The organism is Mycoplana azooxidifex (assembly GCF_014196765.1).
In the GTDB taxonomy this organism is placed as follows: domain Bacteria; phylum Pseudomonadota; class Alphaproteobacteria; order Rhizobiales; family Rhizobiaceae; genus Mycoplana; species Mycoplana azooxidifex.
Window position 1 is genome coordinate 33713 of sequence record NZ_JACIEE010000005.1, and the last position, 16436, is coordinate 50148.

Below are 16436 nucleotides of genomic sequence, written 5' to 3' on the forward strand. Positions count from 1 at the left end.
GTGTCGCTGCCGCATCGCCTGTCCGTTTCTGTGCACTCTTTGCCATAGAACGGAACGGAGAGCATCTGAAATTCAATTCTCTCCCGTTACAGCCCGTTACCGTGGCGAACGAAAAAGGCCGGCCGCAAAAGCGGCCGGCCTTGTCTGTTTCCGCGAAGACCTGGCTACTGCGGCTGCGGCTCGAGACCGCCTTCCGCTTCGCCGCCCTTCTTCTGCCCTGCCTTCGGCACGGCCGAGCCGCGGTGCGGCGGGCTGTCGTCGCCGAGGTCGCGGGCCGGCTTTTCGCCGCGGATCAGCGCCTTGATCTCCTCGCCGGTCAGCGTCTCGTATTCGAGCAGGCCCTCGGCCAGCGCCACGAATTCGTGATGCTTCTCGGTGATGATGCGCTTGGCCTCGGAATAGGCCTCGTCGATCAGGCGGCGGATCTCGTTGTCGATCTTCTGGGCGGTCGATTCGGAGACGTTCTTCGACTGCGCCACCGAATGACCGAGGAAGACCTCCTGCTGGTTCTCGCCATAGGCGACCTGGCCGAGCTGGTCGGAGAAGCCCCACTGGGTCACCATGGCGCGCGCAAGCTTCGTCGCCTGCTCGATGTCGGAAGAGGCACCGGACGTGATGTTTTCCTTGCCGAAGGTGATCTCTTCAGCGACACGCCCGCCCATCATGATGGCAAGGCGCGACACCATCCACTTGTAGCTCATCGAATAGCGGTCGCCTTCCGGAAGCTGCATGACCATGCCGAGCGCGCGGCCGCGCGGGATGATCGTCGCCTTGTGCAGCGGATCGGCCATCGGCACGTTCAGCGCCATGATCGCATGGCCCGCCTCGTGGTAGGCCGTCAGCTTCTTCTCGGCTTCGGTCATGGCGGAGGAGCGGCGTTCCGCGCCCATCATGATCTTGTCCTTGGCGTCTTCGAATTCCTGCATGGTGACGAGACGCTTGTTGCGCCGTGCCGCCATCAGCGCGGACTCGTTGACAAGGTTCATCAGATCGGCACCGGAGAAGCCGGGCGTGCCGCGTGCCAGCACCTTGAGGTCGACGTTCGGTGCCAGCGGCACGTTGCGGACGTGCACCTTGAGGATGCGCTCGCGGCCGACGATATCCGGGTTCGGAACGACGACCTGGCGGTCAAAGCGGCCCGGGCGCAACAGCGCCGGGTCCAGCACGTCGGGACGGTTGGTGGCGGCGATCAGGATGACGCCCTCATTCGCCTCGAAGCCGTCCATCTCGACCAGCAACTGGTTCAGCGTCTGCTCGCGCTCGTCGTTGCCGCCGCCGAGACCGGCGCCACGGTGACGACCGACCGCGTCGATTTCGTCGATGAAGATGATGCAAGGCGCGTTCTTCTTGGCCTGCTCGAACATGTCGCGGACGCGCGAAGCGCCCACACCGACGAACATTTCGACGAAGTCGGATCCGGAAATGGTGAAGAAGGGCACGTTGGCCTCGCCGGCGACCGAGCGTGCCAGCAGCGTCTTGCCGGTGCCCGGAGGCCCGACGAGCAGCACGCCGCGCGGAATGCGGCCGCCGAGGCGCTGGAACTTCTGCGGGTCACGCAGGAACTCGACGATTTCCTCCAGATCCTGCTTGGCCTCGTCCACGCCGGCAACATCGGCGAAGGTCACCCGGCCATGCGCTTCGGTCAGAAGCTTGGCCTTGGACTTGCCGAAGCCCATGGCCCCGCGCGATCCGCCCTGCATCTGGCGCATGAAGAAGAGCCAGACGCCGAGGATCAGCAGCATCGGCAGCAACGTGCCGACATAGCTGAGGAAGCTGTTGGAGCCGTCCGTCTCCGGACGGGCGTTGATCACGACGTTCTTGGCTTCAAGCCGCTCCGTCAGCGCATCGTCGATCGAGGGCGCGTAGGTCTGGAACGTCGTGCCGGTTTCCACATAGCTGCCGACGATCTTGTTGCCCGTGATCACGACCTCCTTGACCCTGCTGCTGTCCACCTCTTTCAGGAACTGCGAATAGGGTATGTCCCGCGAGCCGGTCTGGGCCGGGCTCGTCTGGAACATGCTGAAGAGAGCGATCAGCAGGAGCGCTATGATGGCCCACAGGGCGACATTGCGGAAGTTTGGATTCATCGGCTTTCCGGGCACTTTCTCGGCTACAGGGGTTGCGCCGTCTCATTAGCTCCTAACATAGGGTCGTGGCGCCGCCTTGCCAAGGCAATCCGAACGACCCCCGGACCTTTTCTCGGATCATCGTTGACGCTTATGGCGGTTTTTGGGGTGCGCTCGATTGCCGCCGGCGCCCGCGCGCGGCGCCGCGCGCCTTTCAGGCCGGATCGTTTCCCATGGCGAGCGGCAGCGGCGGCAACCGTGGAAGCCCGAACAGCCCGGCGAGCGCCTCGGCGAGCGGCAGGTCGAAGACCGGCAGGTAGCGGTCATAAGGCGCGAGCACCGGCTCCACGTCATGGGTCGCGCCAGCCGCCCTCGCCTCGCCGGCGAGCACCATCGGCCGGGTCCTCCCGACACGCCGAACAACGCCTGCCGGGACGTCCGGCAGGGGGGACAGGTCCTCGTCGCCCGCCGCAGCGGCGGAGTGGACGAGAAGCGAGGCCCCGCCGAGGTTGCGCACCCGAAAGCGGCCGTCCCAGACGGCACTCTCCCCCGGCGCTATCCGCAGGCTGCCGATGCCACGATGCTCGCGATAGAGAAAGAGCCCCTCCCGACGACGATCGAAGACCGCCCGCCCGGCGGTGAACCGGGAGAGATCGCCCTTGTCGAGAAAGGCCGAGAGACGATCTGCCGCAGCCCTCTCCAGCCGGTGCACGCGCCCGCCAAGGACGGCGCAGAGCGCAAGCAGCGCCTGGAACGCGGCGCTGGAGGACAGCACGGTCGCGATCGCCGGTGCAGACAGAAACGCAAGCGCGGCATCGAAGATGCGCACGTTCCCCCCAAGGAACGCGGCACCTTCCCGCGCTGCTATTAGCCTCGCGCTCGCAGCCTCGGTCCAGCCTGCGCTATCGATGTCCGCGGTCCGGGCGGCGCTCGCTACCCCCGGTCCATCAATGGCATCGAGCCTCACGCGCACCCGTTCGAATGTCCTGTTGGCATTGCTCGGATCGTCCAGCCAGTCCTGTCCGCGATGCCGGAGATAACTACGGATCGCCTCGCGCGGTACGCCGAGCAGCGGTCGCAGCAGCCAGATGGTGTTTTGGACCAGCGTTGCCGGCGCGATCCCCGCGAGGCCGGCCCCGTCGCTGCTGCGCGCGGCGCGCATCGCCACCGTCTCCTGCTGGTCGTCGCGATTGTGGGCCGTCACGATCGCCGTTGCCGCCGCGTCGCCGGCGGCCTCGACCAGAAGCGCATGACGCGCCTCGCGCGCCGCGGCCTGTACGCCTCTCTGCGGTTTCTGTCCGCTCCAGCAACGCGTGACATGGGATATGCCACGGCCGGCACACAGCGCCGCTACCCAGTGTGCTTCCGCCACCGAGCCCGCGCGCAGCCCATGGTCGATCGTGCAGGCATACAGGGAAAATCCGGGAAAGCGGCCCGACCGCAGCGCTTCGTCGAGCGCGATCAGCAGGCCGACGGAATCGCCGCCGCCGGAAACGGCAACGAGCAGGCGGGCGGGCTTGAAAAAGCTGTTCAGAAATCGGGCGACGGCAGCATCGACGGGCTCGGGTTCGGCACGCATCGCGGCGTCACTCCGCAAGCGGCTCAGCAGGAGAGCCGGCCCTGTTCGCTGGTGACCTTGGTCTTCACCGCCTTGGAGGCGTTCGGATAGCGCTTGCCCACTTCGCGCAGCGTCGCGCATGCGGTTTCGCGGTTATCGAGCGCGGCAAGCGACATGCCGAGCTTCAGCAGCATTTCCGGCGCCTTCTTGGAGGTGCCGTAGGTCTGGTGCGCATTCAGGAACGTCTTGGCCGAGTCGTTGAAATTGCCCTGCGAATACTGTGCCTCGCCCAGCCAGAAGCTGGCGTCCGCCGCCTTCTCGCCTTCGGGGAAGACCTCGAGATAGTCGCGGAACTCCTTCTCGGCGAGCTGATAGTCGCCCGACAGCACGTGGCCATAGGCCGCGTTGTAGATGTCGTCCGGCTTGTCGAGCGCGGCCGTCGATTGGTTGTCCACCCGCGGCAGTCCGCCTTCGACGTCGGGCACCGAACCGCTGCCGATCGAGGCGCTCTCGCTCATGTCGGTGCCGACGGGGTTGCCCTGCTCGTCGAAGCGGATGCTGCCGAGCGCCTGAGGCGGCTTGGCCGTCGAGCCGGCCGATGCAGCCTCATCGTTGCCCGCGGCGGAGGGATCCGCCGGGGGTTCGGTTGTCGCCGTCTGGCTGCCGGCCTGCGCATCCGCGCCTGACGGCCGTTCCAGCGCACCGCTCTTGCCGGTGCCCTTGCCGCTTTCCAGGTCCTGGAAGCGATACTCGTTGTCTTCCTGGGTCTTGCGCAGTTGCTCCTGCATCTGCAGAAGCTGGAAGCTCATTTCCTCGATCCGGCCGTTGAGCGTGCGGATCTGCTCCTCGAGCTGGCCGATGCGCATGATCGATTCGTCGGCCTGCGCGAGCACGACCTCCTTGTCCGCCTTGCCGCCCCCCGGCAATAGGCGGTTCGCCAGCGCCTGGAGCGGAGACGCGTGCAACGCTTCCACCGGCCCTGCGAAGGCTGCCAGGCCGATTAGACCTGCCGCGACGATTTTCTTCATATTGTGCGTGTCCTGTTGGTCCGAATTCGCGCATTCCCGCGCAGCCGCAGGTTTTTCCAAATGCTGTCAAAAAGCAACGGAGTTCGGCCAAAGTGTGTTAAAAAACTCCGCCCCGCGGGGCAACGGTTCATTTCTGCGTGCGCTGTGGCGCAAACGCAAAGGCCCGCCATCGCTGGCGGGCCTTTCCTGGACGGCGCTCCTGCACCGATCCGTCGATTACATGCCGGCGCCACCGAGCACGGTGACGGCGCGACGGTTCTGCGACCAGCAGGAGATGTCGTCGCAGACGGCGACCGGCTTTTCCTTGCCGTAGGAGATCGTCTTCATCCGGCCGGCCGGAACGCCGCGGCTGGCGAGGTACTGCTTGGTCGCGGTGGCGCGGCGTGCGCCGAGCGCCAGGTTATACTCGCGCGTGCCGCGCTCGTCGGCATGGCCTTCGATCGTGATCGCGTAGTTCGAGTAGCGCTGCAGCCACTGCGCCTGCTTGTCCAGGGTGGCTGCTGCATCGGCACGGATCGAGGTCGAATCGGTATCGAAGAAGATGCGGTCGCCGACATTGACGGTGAAGTCCTGGGTCGAGCCCGGGGTCGCATTGTTCAGGCCGAGTTCGCCGGCGCTGTTGGGCATATTCTTTTTGTTGGCGCAGCCGGCAAGGGCCAGCCCCATGAACAGGGCGAGGATTGCGGGGTTGCGGGCGAGGGTCTGCATGCGGCCAGCGGCCGGGACTTCAGTGCGGCTCATGAGCCGGTCTCCTTAGCATCAGTTCAAACAGGGCTTGGGTTTCAATCAGGGTTGCCAGACTGTAACCGCACGCGGTTAATCGGCATTCAACGATTATGGTTAACAATCGATTACGCAAATACTCCCCCGGCGTCCGGCTAAGAACGACGAACGCCGCCGAATCCCTCGCCTTCAAGCCCTTGGTTTAGCGGACTTTGAGGCGAGAAAGCGGCGGCGGCGTCACGATTGGTTGCAGCTGTTTACACTGGCTGCCGCAGGTCACTCCAGCAGCGGCGACCAGGCCGGGTCCGAAGCGTAGCCGGCCGTCTGCACCTGCTGCTCGTTGTAGCCGGTCAGGTCGATCGAGTAGAGCTGGGGCCCGCCGGAGCCGGCCGGCTGGCGGAAGAACATCAGCACGCGCCCGTTCGGCGCCCAGGTCGGCCCTTCGTTGTGGAAGCCCGTCGTCAGGATGCGCTCGCCCGAACCGTCCGGCTTCATCACGCCGATCGAGAACTTGCCGCCCGACTGCTTGGTGAACGCGATCAGGTCGCCGCGCGGCGACCACACCGGCGTCGAATAGGAACCGTCGCCGAAGGAGATTCGGTTCTGGCCGGAGCCATCGGCCCCCATGACATAGAGCTGCTGGCGTCCGCCACGATCGCTTTCGAAGACGATCTGGCTGCCGTCCGGCGAATAGGAGGGGCCGGTGTCGATCGCAGCCGTCGAGGTCAGCCGCGTGGTCGTGCGCGAGCGCAGGTCCATCGTGTAGATGTTGGCGTTACCGTCCTGCTGCAGGCTCATGATGACGCGCTGGCCATCGGGCGAGAAGCGCGGCGCGAACGTCATGCCGGGGAAGTTGCCGACCACCTCGCGCTGCCCGGTTTCCAGCTGCAGCAGGTAGACCCGCGGCTGCTGGCCCTCGAACGACATGTAGGTGATTTCCTGCCGGCTCGGCGAGAAGCGCGGCGTCAGCACGATGTCGTTGGAGTTGGTCAGCGCGCGCGCGTTGGCCCCGTCCTGGTCCATGATGGCGAGTTGGCGCTTGCGGGCGTTCTTCGGGCCGCTCTCGGCGACATAGACGACGCGGGTGTCGAAATAGCCCTTCTCGCCGGTGATGCGCTCATAGATCGCGTCCGCGATGATATGGGCGACGCGGCGCCAGTTTTCCGGCTGGGTGTAGAACTGCTGGCCGGTCATCTGCTGGCCGGCGAAGGTGTCCCACAGGCGAAATTCGGCGCGCAGCCGGCCGTCGCCTTCCTGCGTGACGCGGCCGGTGACCAGCGCCTGCGCATTGATGACCTTCCAGTCCTCGAAGCGCGGCGGCTGGTCGGGATTGGAGATCTTCTCGATGAAGGCCTGCTTGCTGACCGGCGCGAACAGGCCGGACCGCTTGAGGTCGGCCGCGATCACATCGGTGATCTTCGTGCCGAGATCGCCGCTGGAGACGAAATCGGTCACGGCGATCGGCAGCGGCTCGACATTGCCCTTGTTGACGTTGATCTCGACGAGCGCCCATGCCGGCGTCGCAGCGGCCGCAAGGCCGGTCAAGCCGGCTGCAGAATGAAGAAAAGTGCGTCTCAGCATGCGATCTAGGCCTTCCTAGTTTCTGTGCCAGTGTTCGTGCCTGTCGGCATCACATCATCTCGCTGGGGTCGAAGTTCACGACGACTTCGTTCCAGGCATCGTATTTGTCCTTCGGCAGCTTATCGAACGGTGCCGATTTCAGGATCGCCCGGCGCGCACCGCCGGCAAGCGCCCGGCGTGCGGCGTCCGAGCCGCCGGTGGCAACCACGTCCGGTTCACCGACGATGTTGCCGTCCGGGTCGAGTTGCATCGTCACCTTGATGCGCACCTCGCTGGCGTCCGCCATCCCGGGGATGATCGACCAGTTATTCTGGATGATCCCGCGCAGCGCGTCCATTTCGCTCATCGACAGCTTCGAGCCACCGGTCGTCTTCTTGCCGCCGAGTGCCGCGGTTTCGGTCGAGCGCTTGGCGCCGCCGCCCTTGGCCTCGGTCTTGTTCAGGAGTGCCGCCACCTCGTCGGCGTTGAAGTCGCTCTCCTTGGCGGAAGCGGCCTTCTTCTTCTCCTGCTTCTTTTCCTCGTTCTTGCGGTCCGGGGTCTTGGCCGTCTGCGGCTGCGGCGGCTGCGGCTTGATTTCGGGCACGGGAACGTTGTCCGGCATGGCTTCCGCCTCGGCGACCTCGGCCGGCGCTTCTTCCGCCGGCTTTTCTTCCGGCGTCGCCTCGGCCGTCACCTCCTGCTTCGGCTCCGCCTCGGCGGCCACTTCGGTCGCCGGTGTCGAGGCCGGTTCGCTCGGCTGCACCTGCTCCACCGGTTCTTCGGCCGGATCTGGCGTGGGCATGGTCTGCTCGGCCTTCGGCGGGGCGGCGGCGGTTTCGGTGCTCTGCGGCTTCTCGTTCGGCGTCGGCGGCGTCTTCAGGTCGACGTCGTTGTCGCCGGAATTCTCGGCGTTCTCCACCTGGTCCTGGCGCTTGGTCGGGACCGGCGCGGCCTTCTCCGCCATCGGCGCCTTCTTGTCGCCCTGCTGGATCTGCGTCAGTTCCTCGATCGGCACGATATCCACCGGCATCGCCTCGACATTGGCCACGTCGAAACTCTCCGGACTGCCGATCGACACCAGCGCCCAGGTGAGCACCAGCGCGTGCAATGCGGCGGATGTGGCGAGGCTGACCTTCATCGCAGTCTTCAGTTGTCCGGTTTCTGCTCGGTCACGAGGCCGATATTGGTAAAGCCGGCCTGCTGGATGCGCGACATGACGTCTGCAATGACGCCGTACGGCGCCGCACCGTCACCGCGCACGAAGATCCGCTCGGTATAGCCCGTCGTCGCGACGGCCTCGAGCTTGGCGGCGATCTCCTCGGCCGGGATTTCGGTCTCCTGCAGGAACACTGCGCCGTCAGCCTTCACCGATACGGTGATCGGCTGGGTCTCGGCGTTGAGCGCCTTGGCGGAGGTCTTCGGCAGGTCGAGCGGTACGCCGACCGTCATCATCGGGGCGGCCACCATGAAGATGATCAGGAGCACCAGCATGACGTCGACGAACGGCGTCACGTTGATCTCGCTCATGACGGCCTTGCGGCCGCGCCTGCGGCGACCACCGCCGCCCTTGCCCCCACCGACTGACATGCCCATGGCTTCGTCTCCTGCTTGGCAGCCGCAGCGTTACTGCGCCGCCTGGCGCGGCTGCAGCTTCTCGTCGATCTGGCGCGAAAGGATGGCCGAGAACTCGTCGGCGAACCCCTCCATGCGCGACGTGATCTTGCCGGCGTCTGCGGTGAATTTGTTGTAGGCGATGACGGCGGGGATGGCGGCCAGAAGGCCGATCGCGGTCGCAAGCAGCGCCTCGGCGATACCCGGTGCCACGACGGCGAGATTGGTCGACTTGGACCCCGCGATCGCCTGGAACGACGTCATGATGCCGACGACGGTGCCGAAGAGGCCGATGAACGGGCCGGCCGAACCGATGGTCGCCAGCGAGCCGAGACGGGCCTCGAGCGCTTCGGATTCGCGCGCCAGCGTCACGTCCATGGCCCGATCGATGCGCATCTGCAGCCCGATCGGCGAGCGCGCGCCGCGCTCGAAGCTCTTCTTCCACTCGCGCATGGCGGCGACGAACATGGCGCTCATGCCGCTGGTCTGCCGGTCGGACAGGGTGCGGTAGAGTTCCTCGAGCGATTGCCCGGACCAGAACACCTGCTCGAAGCTGTCGAGCTGCCGGCGGGCCTTGGAGAAGGCCAGCGTCTTGTCGACGACGATCGCCCATGTCCAGATCGACGCCGCGATCAGACCGACCATGACCAGCTTCACCACGAAGCCGGCCTGCATGAAGAGCGACCAGAGGCTCACATCGGTCGTTGCTGCCAAACCTACCTGTTCCATAGACTTCCGTCCCCGAATCCAAACACCCGGCACGGGCTTTCGGCCATCGCACCGGGTCTTCATCCCTTTGCCGGACCGGCATCCGAACGATCTCGGAAACCAGCGCCGGCTTTTCGCAAACTTCAGGGAAACCGCGGCCTGATTCGTCCGCAGCCGTCCCGCCTGTTCGTCAAGATGTCCGGTTGATGTTGCCGGCTGCCACGCCGATCAAACGCTTTCAACTGCCTTCTTGCCGTCAATTTTGGTTAAAGGATGACGTGCAGCGCACAAAATCCAGTGCTTTGAGTAAGACATCATTGTGGTTAATGGAGTCTTACCGCACCCGCGAATAATCCACAGCCGGCCCTTCGGCCCTGTGGGCGCGGCGACAACTGGCCCCGAATCGATGCCCGCTGGAGATCAGCCTGCCGCTGCGGCACCGAGGAATTGCGCTGCCAGCCCGTCCGGCAGGCGCCGCGGCCGACCCTTTCCATTGATCACCGCGATGACGACCTTTGCGGCAATGAGAAGCTGCTCGCCGCGCCGGACCTCCTGCTGCAGGACCATCTTCGCCCCACCGGCCTTCTCCGTATGTGTCAGGATGGTCAGGATATCGTCCATCCGTGCGGGAGCCTTGAAATCGATCTCCATGCGGTGGACCACGAACATCAGGCCTTCGCTGTCGCCCTCGATCGACAGCGCCCCCTGTTCCACGCCGAGACAGCGCAGATAATCCGTTCGGCCGCGCTCCATGAAATGCAGGTAGCGCGCGTGGTAGACGAAGCCGGAGAAGTCGGTGTCTTCATAATAGACGCGCTGCACGAGACGATGCCCATCTGCCGTCAGTTCGCCCGAGAGCGCATGCTGGTCGTTGGTCATTTCCGGCTCCGCCGTGGGGAGATCGAAGTCTCTGTGGAGGAAATATGGAACAAAATCAAGGATTGCACTCTTGTCACATTCGGCCACTATGCAGGGGACAGGCAAACGCAAGGGAGTGTCCGATGGTATCGGCTATCAAGGTTGCAGTCCTGGGTGGAGATGGTTTCGTAGGCTGGCCCACCGCCCTGCATCTGTCCAACGCCGGCCATGAAGTTCACATCCTCGACAACCTTTCACGCCGCTGGATCGATACCGAGCTGGGCGTCCAGTCGCTGACGCCGATGGACTCGATCCAGGAACGCACCCGCGTCTGGCACGCCGAAACCGGCCGCCGGATCCACTTCCATCTGATCGATCTCGCCCGCGACTACGAGCTTCTCAAGAACTGGCTGCGCGACGAGCGGCCGGACGCCGTCATCCATTTCGCCGAGCAGCGCGCCGCCCCCTATTCGATGAAGAGCGACCGGCACAAGAACTACACGGTCAACAACAACGTCAACGCGACGCACAACCTCCTGAACGCGCTCGTCGAAACCGGCGTCGATGCCCACCTCGTCCACCTCGGGACCATGGGCGTCTACGGCTACTCGACCGTGGGCGCGGCGATCCCCGAGGGTTACCTTCCGGTGGGGATCGAGACCATGGACGGCGCGACCGCCAGCCAGGAGATCCTCTACCCCGCCAATCCCGGCTCGATCTATCACATGACCAAGTGCCTGGACCAGTTGCTGTTCCAGTTCTACGCCAAAAACGACGGCCTTCGCATCACCGACCTGCACCAGGGCATCGTCTGGGGCACGCATACGCGCGAGACCCGGCTTCACCCGCAGCTCGTCAACCGGTTCGACTATGACGGCGACTACGGCACCGTGCTGAACCGCTTCCTGATCCAGGCCGCGATCGGCTATCCGCTGACCGTGCACGGCACCGGCGGCCAGACCCGCGCCTTCATCCACATCCAGGATTCGGTGCGCTGCATCGAGATCGCGCTGGAAAATCCCCCCGCCCGCGGTGCGCGCGTCGAGATCTTCAACCAGATGACCGAGACCCATCGCGTGCGCGACCTCGCCAAGCTCATATCCGGACTGGCGGGAAGCGAGATCGCCTGGCTGCCGAACCCGCGCAAGGAGGCGGCCGAAAACGACCTCGTCGTCAGGAACGAGAAGTTCCGCGAACTGGGACTCGACCCGATCACGCTGGCCGACGGTCTGCTTTCGGAGATCGTCGACGTCGCGAAGAAATTCGCCTATCGCGTCGATCGCAGCCGTGTCCCGGCCGTCTCGGCCTGGACCCGCGACATCGCCGCCACCATCAACCACGACCCCGAAGGCCGGAGACTGAAATCGGTATCATGACGGCAAGCCTGGAAGCCAAGGCAGGGATCCGCCGCCATGCACCGGCGGCAAGCCGCCACGCCTATGTGACGCTGGTGACGAATGACGACTATGCCCGCGGCGCAACCGCGCTCACCCATTCGCTCCGCCACAGCGGCACGCAGGCCGATATCATCGTCCTCCATACGCCGGCGCTGGGCGAAGCCAGCCGGGAAGCGCTCGCAGCACTCGGCTGCCGGCTGGTCGAGGCCGACCTGCTGCCGCTGTCGGATGCCTTCAACGCCCGCCATGCGCGCCGCGCCCTGCACGGCGCGGCACCCTTCACCAAGGGGCGCAAGCCGGATTTCCACACCCCCCTCGACAATTTCGTCAAGCTGCGGCTGTGGCAGTTGGTGGAATACGAATCCTGCATCTTCGTCGATGCCGACGCGATCGTGCTGAAGAACATCGACCGCCTGTTCGCCTATCCCGAGTTTTCGGCAGCACCCAACGTGTACGAGAGCCTGCGCGACTTCCAGCGGCTGAATTCAGGCGTCTTCGTCGCCCGCCCTGCATTGGCGACGTTTGCGGCGATGCAGGAGCGGCTGGACGTGGCCGACGCCTTCTGGCCGCGCACCGACCAGACCTTCCTGCAGACCTTCTTCCCGCAATGGCACGGCCTGCCGGTCACCTTCAACATGCTGCAGTACGTCTGGTTCACCATGCCCGACCTTTGGGATTGGAAGAGCATCCAGGTGCTCCATTTTCAGTACGAGAAGCCCTGGGAAACGAATCACCCGAAATCGGAGGTGCTGATGCCCCTGATCGCGCTCTGGCAGGCCTTTCACGACGGCGGACCGATCCCCGATATCGCTGCGCTCCCCGGTCCTTCGGGACCGGCTGCCGCCCTTTCCCCATCGGCCGGCGCATGACACGTGTGCTCGTCTCCGGCGGCACCGGCACTGTCGGGCGCTTCGTCGTCGAGCACCTTCTTGGACATGGCTACAAGGTGACGGTCGGCGGGCGTCAGCCACCGGCCGCCGACCTCTTCTCCAAAGACGTCGCCTACGTGCCGCTTCACCTCGATCCCGACCTCGACCAGATCGATGCCTTTCAGAACATCTACTACTTCGTCCACGCCGCCTTCGCCCATGTGCCGGGAAAATACCGTGGCGGCGAAGGCGACGATCCGGAGGGCTTTCGCCGCGCCAATCTGAACGGCTCGGTGCGCCTGTTCGAGGCTGCGAGGGATGCCGGCGTGCGCCGCTGCGTCTTCCTCTCCAGCCGCGCCGTCTATGGGCAGCAGCCACCAGGCACCGTGCTTTCCGAGGGTCTGCTTCCGAAGCCCGACACGCTCTACGGCCGGGTGAAGCTCGATGCCGAGCGCAGCTTGCAGGCGCTCTGCGCCCACGATTTCATCACTGCCAGCCTGCGCGTCACCGGCGTCTACGGCGACGCCGGCCCGGGCCGGGGCCATAAATGGCAGGGGCTGTTCGACGACTACCGCGCCGGCCGGCCGATATCTCCCAGGGCCGGCACCGAGGTCCATGGCGGCGACGTCGCCACGGCCGTGCGGCTGATGCTGGAGGCAGATCCGATGCGTATCAACGGCGAGGTCTTCAACGTCTCCGACGTCCTCGTCGACACCCGCGCGATCCTCTCCGTCGTCCGGGATGCCACCGCCTGTCCGCATCCGCTGCCGGAACCGGCCGGGACCGATGCCTTCAACCCGATGTCGACCGAGCGGATCCGCATGCTCGGCTGGCGGCCGGGTGGCATGGAGCGGCTGAGGGCAACGGTCACGGAACTCGCGACGGGCACTTAGTCACGCCGTCCCGGCTAACCGCCGGACGCATGGCATCCGCCGCAGCCGGTCCTCAATCGTCTTCCGAGAACAGCCGGAACTGCGACGCCTCGAGATCCTTCGGCGGCTGCAGCCCGAGGTGCTTCCAGGCGTTCGCCGTCAGCACGCGCCCGCGCGGCGTGCGCTGGATGAAGCCCTGCTGGATCATGTAGGGCTCGATGATGTCCTCGATCGCGTCGCGCGGCTCCGAAAGGCCGGCGGCAATCGTCTCGATCCCGACCGGGCCGCCGCCGAAATTATGCGCGATCATCGAGAGATAGCGACGATCCAGTTGGTCGAGGCCCATGTTGTCGACGAGCAGCCGTGTCAGCGCCTCGTCGGCGATCTGCCTGTTCACGGCATCGGCACGGGCAACTTCCGCGAAGTCGCGCACCCGCCGCAGCAGCCTGCCTGCGATGCGCGGCGTGCCGCGGGCACGCCTGGCGATCTCGCGCGCGCCCTCGTCGGTCATGCCGAGCCCCATCAGCCGTGCGCCGCGCCGCACGATCGATTCCAGTTCCTCCACCGTGTAGAAATTCAGCCGGACCGGGATGCCGAAGCGGTCGCGCAGCGGCGTGGTCAGGAGGCCGAGGCGGGTCGTCGCTGCGACCAGCGTGAACTTCGACAGGTCGATCTTGACCGAGCGCGCCGCCGGCCCCTCGCCGATGATCAGGTCGAGCTGGAAGTCCTCCATCGCCGGATAGAGGATTTCCTCGACCGCCGGGTTGAGCCGGTGGATCTCGTCGATGAACAGCACGTCGCGCTCTTCGAGATTGGTGAGGAGTGCTGCCAGATCGCCGGCCTTGGCGATCACGGGACCGGAGGTGGAGCGGAAATTAACCCCCAGTTCCTTGGCCATGATCTGCGCCAGCGTCGTCTTGCCGAGGCCGGGCGGGCCGACGAACAGGACGTGGTCCAGCGCCTCGCCACGGTTCTTCGCCGCCTCGATGAAGATCTTCAGGTTGGCGCGCGCCTCGGCCTGGCCGGTGAAATCGTCCAGCGTCTGCGGCCGCAGCGTCGCATCCACGTCCTCGCCGCGCTTGTCCGGGGTGATCAGTCGGGCGGCATCGGTCATGAGAGAAGTTCCATTCCGGGGATCGCCCTTGCTGCTTTGCGATCAAACGTTACCACTTTGCTGCAGCCTGCTTTGAGCGCCGCCCATGCGACGAGACAATCGGCTAGGTCGGAAATCGTCGCCTCCGTCTCAAGCAGCGTCACCTCCAACTCCCCGGCGTACTCGACGACCACTTCGACGGACACGAGAAGCTGGCGCAGCATCTCCGTAATTTGCCTCTGTGAGTAACCCAGTCTCCGCCGTAGCACCCACACTGTCTCGGCCAGGACGACTGCGCTCAGATAGACAGGGTCGTCTTCGGTGCGCTCCGCCATGAACCGTCGCGCCCTGTCGTTCTGCGCCACATCGTCATCGACAAGAAAACGCAACAGCACGTTCGTGTCGATACCGATCATTTTGAACCGTCGTGCCATTCACGGACGATGCGCGCGTCGTCCTCTGCCACCGCATCCATGATCGCGTCATCGATTTCGTCGATGGACAAACTTGCGCCATTCGGCGGCTTCCCCAACGCCCCGGCAAGATCGGCCAGCCGAACATTCTTCACCCGCAGGTAGACCCTGTCACCGCTGACGACGTAGCGGATCTTGTCGCCGGGCTTGAGGTTCAGCGCCTCGCGGATCTCTGCCGGAATGGTCGTCTGCCCCTTCGAAGTCAAGGTACTGTCATAGACACCCATGGCACATTCTCCTTACTTATCTCATCATAGTAAGGAATATCCGTGAAAACAAGGAATCACCGCGCAAGCTCCTTCAAGCCCAGTCGGATCAGCTTCGCGCTGTCCGCCCCCTCGCCGCCGTTCTTCAGGGCCGCAGAAACGGCGTTCGCCGCCTGGTCGCGCGAATAGCCGAGGTTGGTGAGGGCCGAGACGGCATCGGTAACCGGCGCCGGCGCCACGCCCTCGCCGATCTCCTGCTTCAGCCCGATCGTTGCCCCTGCTTCGCCGGCAAAGGCAGGCGCCTTGTTCTTCAATTCGGTGACGATGCGCACGGCGACCTTCGGGCCGACGCCCGACGCCCGCGAGACCGAGGTCTTGTCCTGCAGCGCAATCGCATTGGCAAGTTCCCCCGGCGTCAACGTCGAAAGTACCGCCAGCGCCACCTTCGAGCCGACCCCCTGCACGCCCTGCAGCAGCCGGAACCATTCCCGCTCCAGCGCCGTCAGGAAGCCGAACAGCTTCAACTGGTCCTCGCGCACATAGGTCTCGATGAACAGCACCGCCGCCTCGCCCGCCGAGCCGAGCTTCGACAGCGTCCGCGCCGAGCAGAAGGCGACGTAGCCGACGCCGTGCACGTCGAGCACGACATGGTCCTCGCCGATCTCGTCAATGGTGCCCTTCAGCTTGCCGATCATTGGATGTGCCTCGTCATGGGTGGGTCTCCGGCGTGATCAGGTCGACGGTCGGAAAATAGCTGCGGTATCCCGTGGGATCCCGAGTCAAGATCGTATAACCGCGCACGACCGCATGCGCACCGATGAGAAAATCCGGCAGGACCTTCTCCTTGCGGCCGCCGCCTGCGCGGTAGACCCGGAAGGCCTGGGCCGCGGCGAAAGCGGCTGGCCACGGGAGCCCCTCGCGCAAAAATTCCGGTTCGGGCAGGAGCGCGTCCACCTCTTCCGGCCTGTCGTAGCGGAAGGAAAATTCCGAATACACGATCTGGTTGATCACGACGTTCCCGCGCCGGCCGGCTGCGACCAACTGCGCCAAAGACCAGTCGTGCCAAACAGGATCGCGGACGGCGAGATCGACCAGAACATTCGTATCGACGAGCGTCGTCATCAGTCGCGATCTCTGGTGATGCGCGCAAGCGCATCGGCATCCATCGCCTGGTCGCCCGTTCCACCCAGCCGCCGCAGCACGTCCAGGAACCGATCAAGCCGCGCGCGCTCTTCGGCCTCGCGCTTGCCGTCCTTGGGAACGATCGTCAACTTGCCGCCCTCGATCGCGAAGACGACCTCGCTGTTCGGCTGGATGCCGACGAGTTCACGCATGTCGCGGGGGATCGTCACCTGTCCTTTTGATGTCACGCGCATGAAACGATCTCCTTACGATGTAAGGATTATTCTGACAT

18 protein-coding genes are annotated in these 16436 nt (G+C 65.0%); 3 read left to right on the forward strand and 15 right to left on the reverse strand.

The window, feature by feature from the left end; all coding sequences use genetic code 11:
• Positions 1–164 precede the first annotated feature (164 nt).
• The 9 genes from ftsH to ybgC form a co-directional block, all read right to left on the reverse strand.
• Positions 165–2087: an ATP-dependent zinc metalloprotease FtsH gene (ftsH, locus tag GGQ64_RS12035; RefSeq protein WP_183804396.1), complete on the reverse strand. Its 1923-nt coding sequence runs from the start codon at positions 2085–2087 to the stop codon at positions 165–167.
• Positions 2088–2280: 193 nt separating this feature from the next.
• Positions 2281–3645: a tRNA lysidine(34) synthetase TilS gene (tilS, locus tag GGQ64_RS12040; RefSeq protein ID WP_183804411.1), complete on the reverse strand. Its 1365-nt coding sequence runs from the start codon at positions 3643–3645 to the stop codon at positions 2281–2283.
• A 23-nt stretch (positions 3646–3668) separates the two neighbouring features.
• Positions 3669–4652: a tol-pal system protein YbgF gene (ybgF, locus tag GGQ64_RS12045; RefSeq protein ID WP_183804414.1), complete on the reverse strand. Its 984-nt coding sequence runs from the start codon at positions 4650–4652 to the stop codon at positions 3669–3671.
• A 216-nt stretch (positions 4653–4868) separates the two neighbouring features.
• The gene (gene pal, locus GGQ64_RS12050; RefSeq protein ID WP_183804417.1) at positions 4869–5393 is read right to left on the reverse strand and encodes a peptidoglycan-associated lipoprotein Pal; all 525 of its coding nucleotides are present in this window, start codon (positions 5391–5393) and stop codon (positions 4869–4871) included.
• 258 nt (positions 5394–5651) lie between these two features.
• A complete protein-coding gene (gene tolB, locus GGQ64_RS12055; RefSeq protein WP_183804420.1) occupies positions 5652–6956 on the reverse strand; it encodes a Tol-Pal system beta propeller repeat protein TolB in 1305 nt (434 codons plus the stop codon).
• A gap of 49 nt (positions 6957–7005) precedes the next feature.
• Positions 7006–8073 carry a cell envelope integrity TolA family protein gene (locus tag GGQ64_RS12060; protein WP_183804423.1) on the reverse strand — a complete coding sequence of 356 codons (1068 nt, stop codon included), beginning with the start codon at positions 8071–8073 and terminating at the stop codon, positions 7006–7008.
• A gap of 8 nt (positions 8074–8081) precedes the next feature.
• Positions 8082–8528: a protein TolR gene (gene tolR / locus GGQ64_RS12065; RefSeq protein WP_183804426.1), complete on the reverse strand. Its 447-nt coding sequence runs from the start codon at positions 8526–8528 to the stop codon at positions 8082–8084.
• 30 nt (positions 8529–8558) lie between these two features.
• Positions 8559–9275 carry a protein TolQ gene (gene tolQ, locus GGQ64_RS12070; RefSeq protein ID WP_183804429.1) on the reverse strand — a complete coding sequence of 239 codons (717 nt, stop codon included), beginning with the start codon at positions 9273–9275 and terminating at the stop codon, positions 8559–8561.
• Positions 9276–9674: 399 nt separating this feature from the next.
• Positions 9675–10133, reverse strand: a complete 459-nt coding sequence (ybgC, locus tag GGQ64_RS12075) for a tol-pal system-associated acyl-CoA thioesterase (protein WP_183804432.1) — start codon at positions 10131–10133, stop codon at positions 9675–9677.
• Between the two features lie 134 nt (positions 10134–10267).
• Here ybgC and GGQ64_RS12080 point away from each other — a divergent pair, with 134 nt between their 5' ends.
• From GGQ64_RS12080 to GGQ64_RS12090, 3 genes are read left to right on the forward strand one after another with little or no spacing between them, the layout of a single operon-like run.
• Positions 10268–11488 (forward strand): NAD-dependent epimerase/dehydratase family protein, encoded by a 1221-nt coding sequence (locus tag GGQ64_RS12080; protein ID WP_183805422.1) that lies wholly within the window; start codon positions 10268–10270, stop codon positions 11486–11488.
• Entirely contained in the window at positions 11485–12378 is an 894-nt protein-coding gene (locus tag GGQ64_RS12085) for a glycosyltransferase (protein ID WP_183804435.1), read from the forward strand. The genes GGQ64_RS12080 and GGQ64_RS12085 overlap by 4 nt, the downstream gene beginning before the upstream one ends.
• Entirely contained in the window at positions 12375–13271 is an 897-nt protein-coding gene (locus GGQ64_RS12090; RefSeq protein ID WP_183804438.1) for an NAD-dependent epimerase/dehydratase family protein, read from the forward strand. The genes GGQ64_RS12085 and GGQ64_RS12090 overlap by 4 nt, the downstream gene beginning before the upstream one ends.
• Before the next feature lie 52 nt (positions 13272–13323).
• Here GGQ64_RS12090 and ruvB read toward each other — a convergent pair whose 3' ends face one another.
• From ruvB to GGQ64_RS12120, 6 genes are read right to left on the reverse strand one after another with little or no spacing between them, the layout of a single operon-like run.
• Positions 13324–14364, reverse strand: coding sequence for a Holliday junction branch migration DNA helicase RuvB (gene ruvB, locus GGQ64_RS12095; protein ID WP_183804442.1), 1041 nt, complete (start codon positions 14362–14364; stop codon positions 13324–13326).
• Complete coding sequence (locus tag GGQ64_RS12100) at positions 14361–14759, reverse strand: type II toxin-antitoxin system VapC family toxin (RefSeq protein ID WP_183804458.1); 399 nt, start codon at positions 14757–14759, stop codon at positions 14361–14363. Before GGQ64_RS12100 ends, ruvB begins: the two co-directional genes overlap by 4 nt.
• Positions 14756–15043 carry an AbrB/MazE/SpoVT family DNA-binding domain-containing protein gene (locus GGQ64_RS12105; protein WP_183804461.1) on the reverse strand — a complete coding sequence of 96 codons (288 nt, stop codon included), beginning with the start codon at positions 15041–15043 and terminating at the stop codon, positions 14756–14758. The genes GGQ64_RS12100 and GGQ64_RS12105 overlap by 4 nt, the downstream gene beginning before the upstream one ends.
• Positions 15044–15099: 56 nt before the next feature.
• Complete coding sequence (gene ruvA / locus GGQ64_RS12110) at positions 15100–15717, reverse strand: Holliday junction branch migration protein RuvA (protein WP_183804464.1); 618 nt, start codon at positions 15715–15717, stop codon at positions 15100–15102.
• Between the two features lie 13 nt (positions 15718–15730).
• Complete coding sequence (locus tag GGQ64_RS12115; RefSeq protein ID WP_183804467.1) at positions 15731–16144, reverse strand: type II toxin-antitoxin system VapC family toxin; 414 nt, start codon at positions 16142–16144, stop codon at positions 15731–15733.
• Positions 16144–16398: an AbrB/MazE/SpoVT family DNA-binding domain-containing protein gene (locus GGQ64_RS12120; RefSeq protein ID WP_183804470.1), complete on the reverse strand. Its 255-nt coding sequence runs from the start codon at positions 16396–16398 to the stop codon at positions 16144–16146. The genes GGQ64_RS12115 and GGQ64_RS12120 overlap by 1 nt, the downstream gene beginning before the upstream one ends.
• Positions 16399–16436 lie beyond the last annotated feature (38 nt).

Bases quoted from the DNA above. Each gene is read 5' to 3' on its own strand.
- GGQ64_RS12115 (WP_183804467.1), bottom strand. From the start codon at position 16,144: ATGACGACGCTCGTCGATACGAATGTTCTGGTCGATCTCGCCGTCCGC.
- GGQ64_RS12105 (WP_183804461.1), bottom strand. From the start codon at position 15,043: ATGGGTGTCTATGACAGTACCTTGACTTCGAAGGGGCAGACGACCATT.
- GGQ64_RS12060 (WP_183804423.1), bottom strand. From the start codon at position 8,073: ATGAAGGTCAGCCTCGCCACATCCGCCGCATTGCACGCGCTGGTGCTC.
- tilS (WP_183804411.1), bottom strand. From the start codon at position 3,645: ATGCGTGCCGAACCCGAGCCCGTCGATGCTGCCGTCGCCCGATTTCTG.
- ruvA (WP_183804464.1), bottom strand. From the start codon at position 15,717: ATGATCGGCAAGCTGAAGGGCACCATTGACGAGATCGGCGAGGACCAT.
- GGQ64_RS12100 (WP_183804458.1), bottom strand. From the start codon at position 14,759: ATGATCGGTATCGACACGAACGTGCTGTTGCGTTTTCTTGTCGATGAC.
- tolR (WP_183804426.1), bottom strand. From the start codon at position 8,528: ATGGGCATGTCAGTCGGTGGGGGCAAGGGCGGCGGTGGTCGCCGCAGG.
- GGQ64_RS12120 (WP_183804470.1), bottom strand. From the start codon at position 16,398: ATGCGCGTGACATCAAAAGGACAGGTGACGATCCCCCGCGACATGCGT.
- GGQ64_RS12090 (WP_183804438.1), top strand. From the start codon at position 12,375: ATGACACGTGTGCTCGTCTCCGGCGGCACCGGCACTGTCGGGCGCTTC.
- ftsH (WP_183804396.1), bottom strand. From the start codon at position 2,087: ATGAATCCAAACTTCCGCAATGTCGCCCTGTGGGCCATCATAGCGCTC.
- ruvB (WP_183804442.1), bottom strand. From the start codon at position 14,364: ATGACCGATGCCGCCCGACTGATCACCCCGGACAAGCGCGGCGAGGAC.
- tolB (WP_183804420.1), bottom strand. From the start codon at position 6,956: ATGCTGAGACGCACTTTTCTTCATTCTGCAGCCGGCTTGACCGGCCTT.
- tolQ (WP_183804429.1), bottom strand. From the start codon at position 9,275: ATGGAACAGGTAGGTTTGGCAGCAACGACCGATGTGAGCCTCTGGTCG.
- ybgF (WP_183804414.1), bottom strand. From the start codon at position 4,652: ATGAAGAAAATCGTCGCGGCAGGTCTAATCGGCCTGGCAGCCTTCGCA.
- pal (WP_183804417.1), bottom strand. From the start codon at position 5,393: ATGAGCCGCACTGAAGTCCCGGCCGCTGGCCGCATGCAGACCCTCGCC.
- GGQ64_RS12085 (WP_183804435.1), top strand. From the start codon at position 11,485: ATGACGGCAAGCCTGGAAGCCAAGGCAGGGATCCGCCGCCATGCACCG.
- ybgC (WP_183804432.1), bottom strand. From the start codon at position 10,133: ATGACCAACGACCAGCATGCGCTCTCGGGCGAACTGACGGCAGATGGG.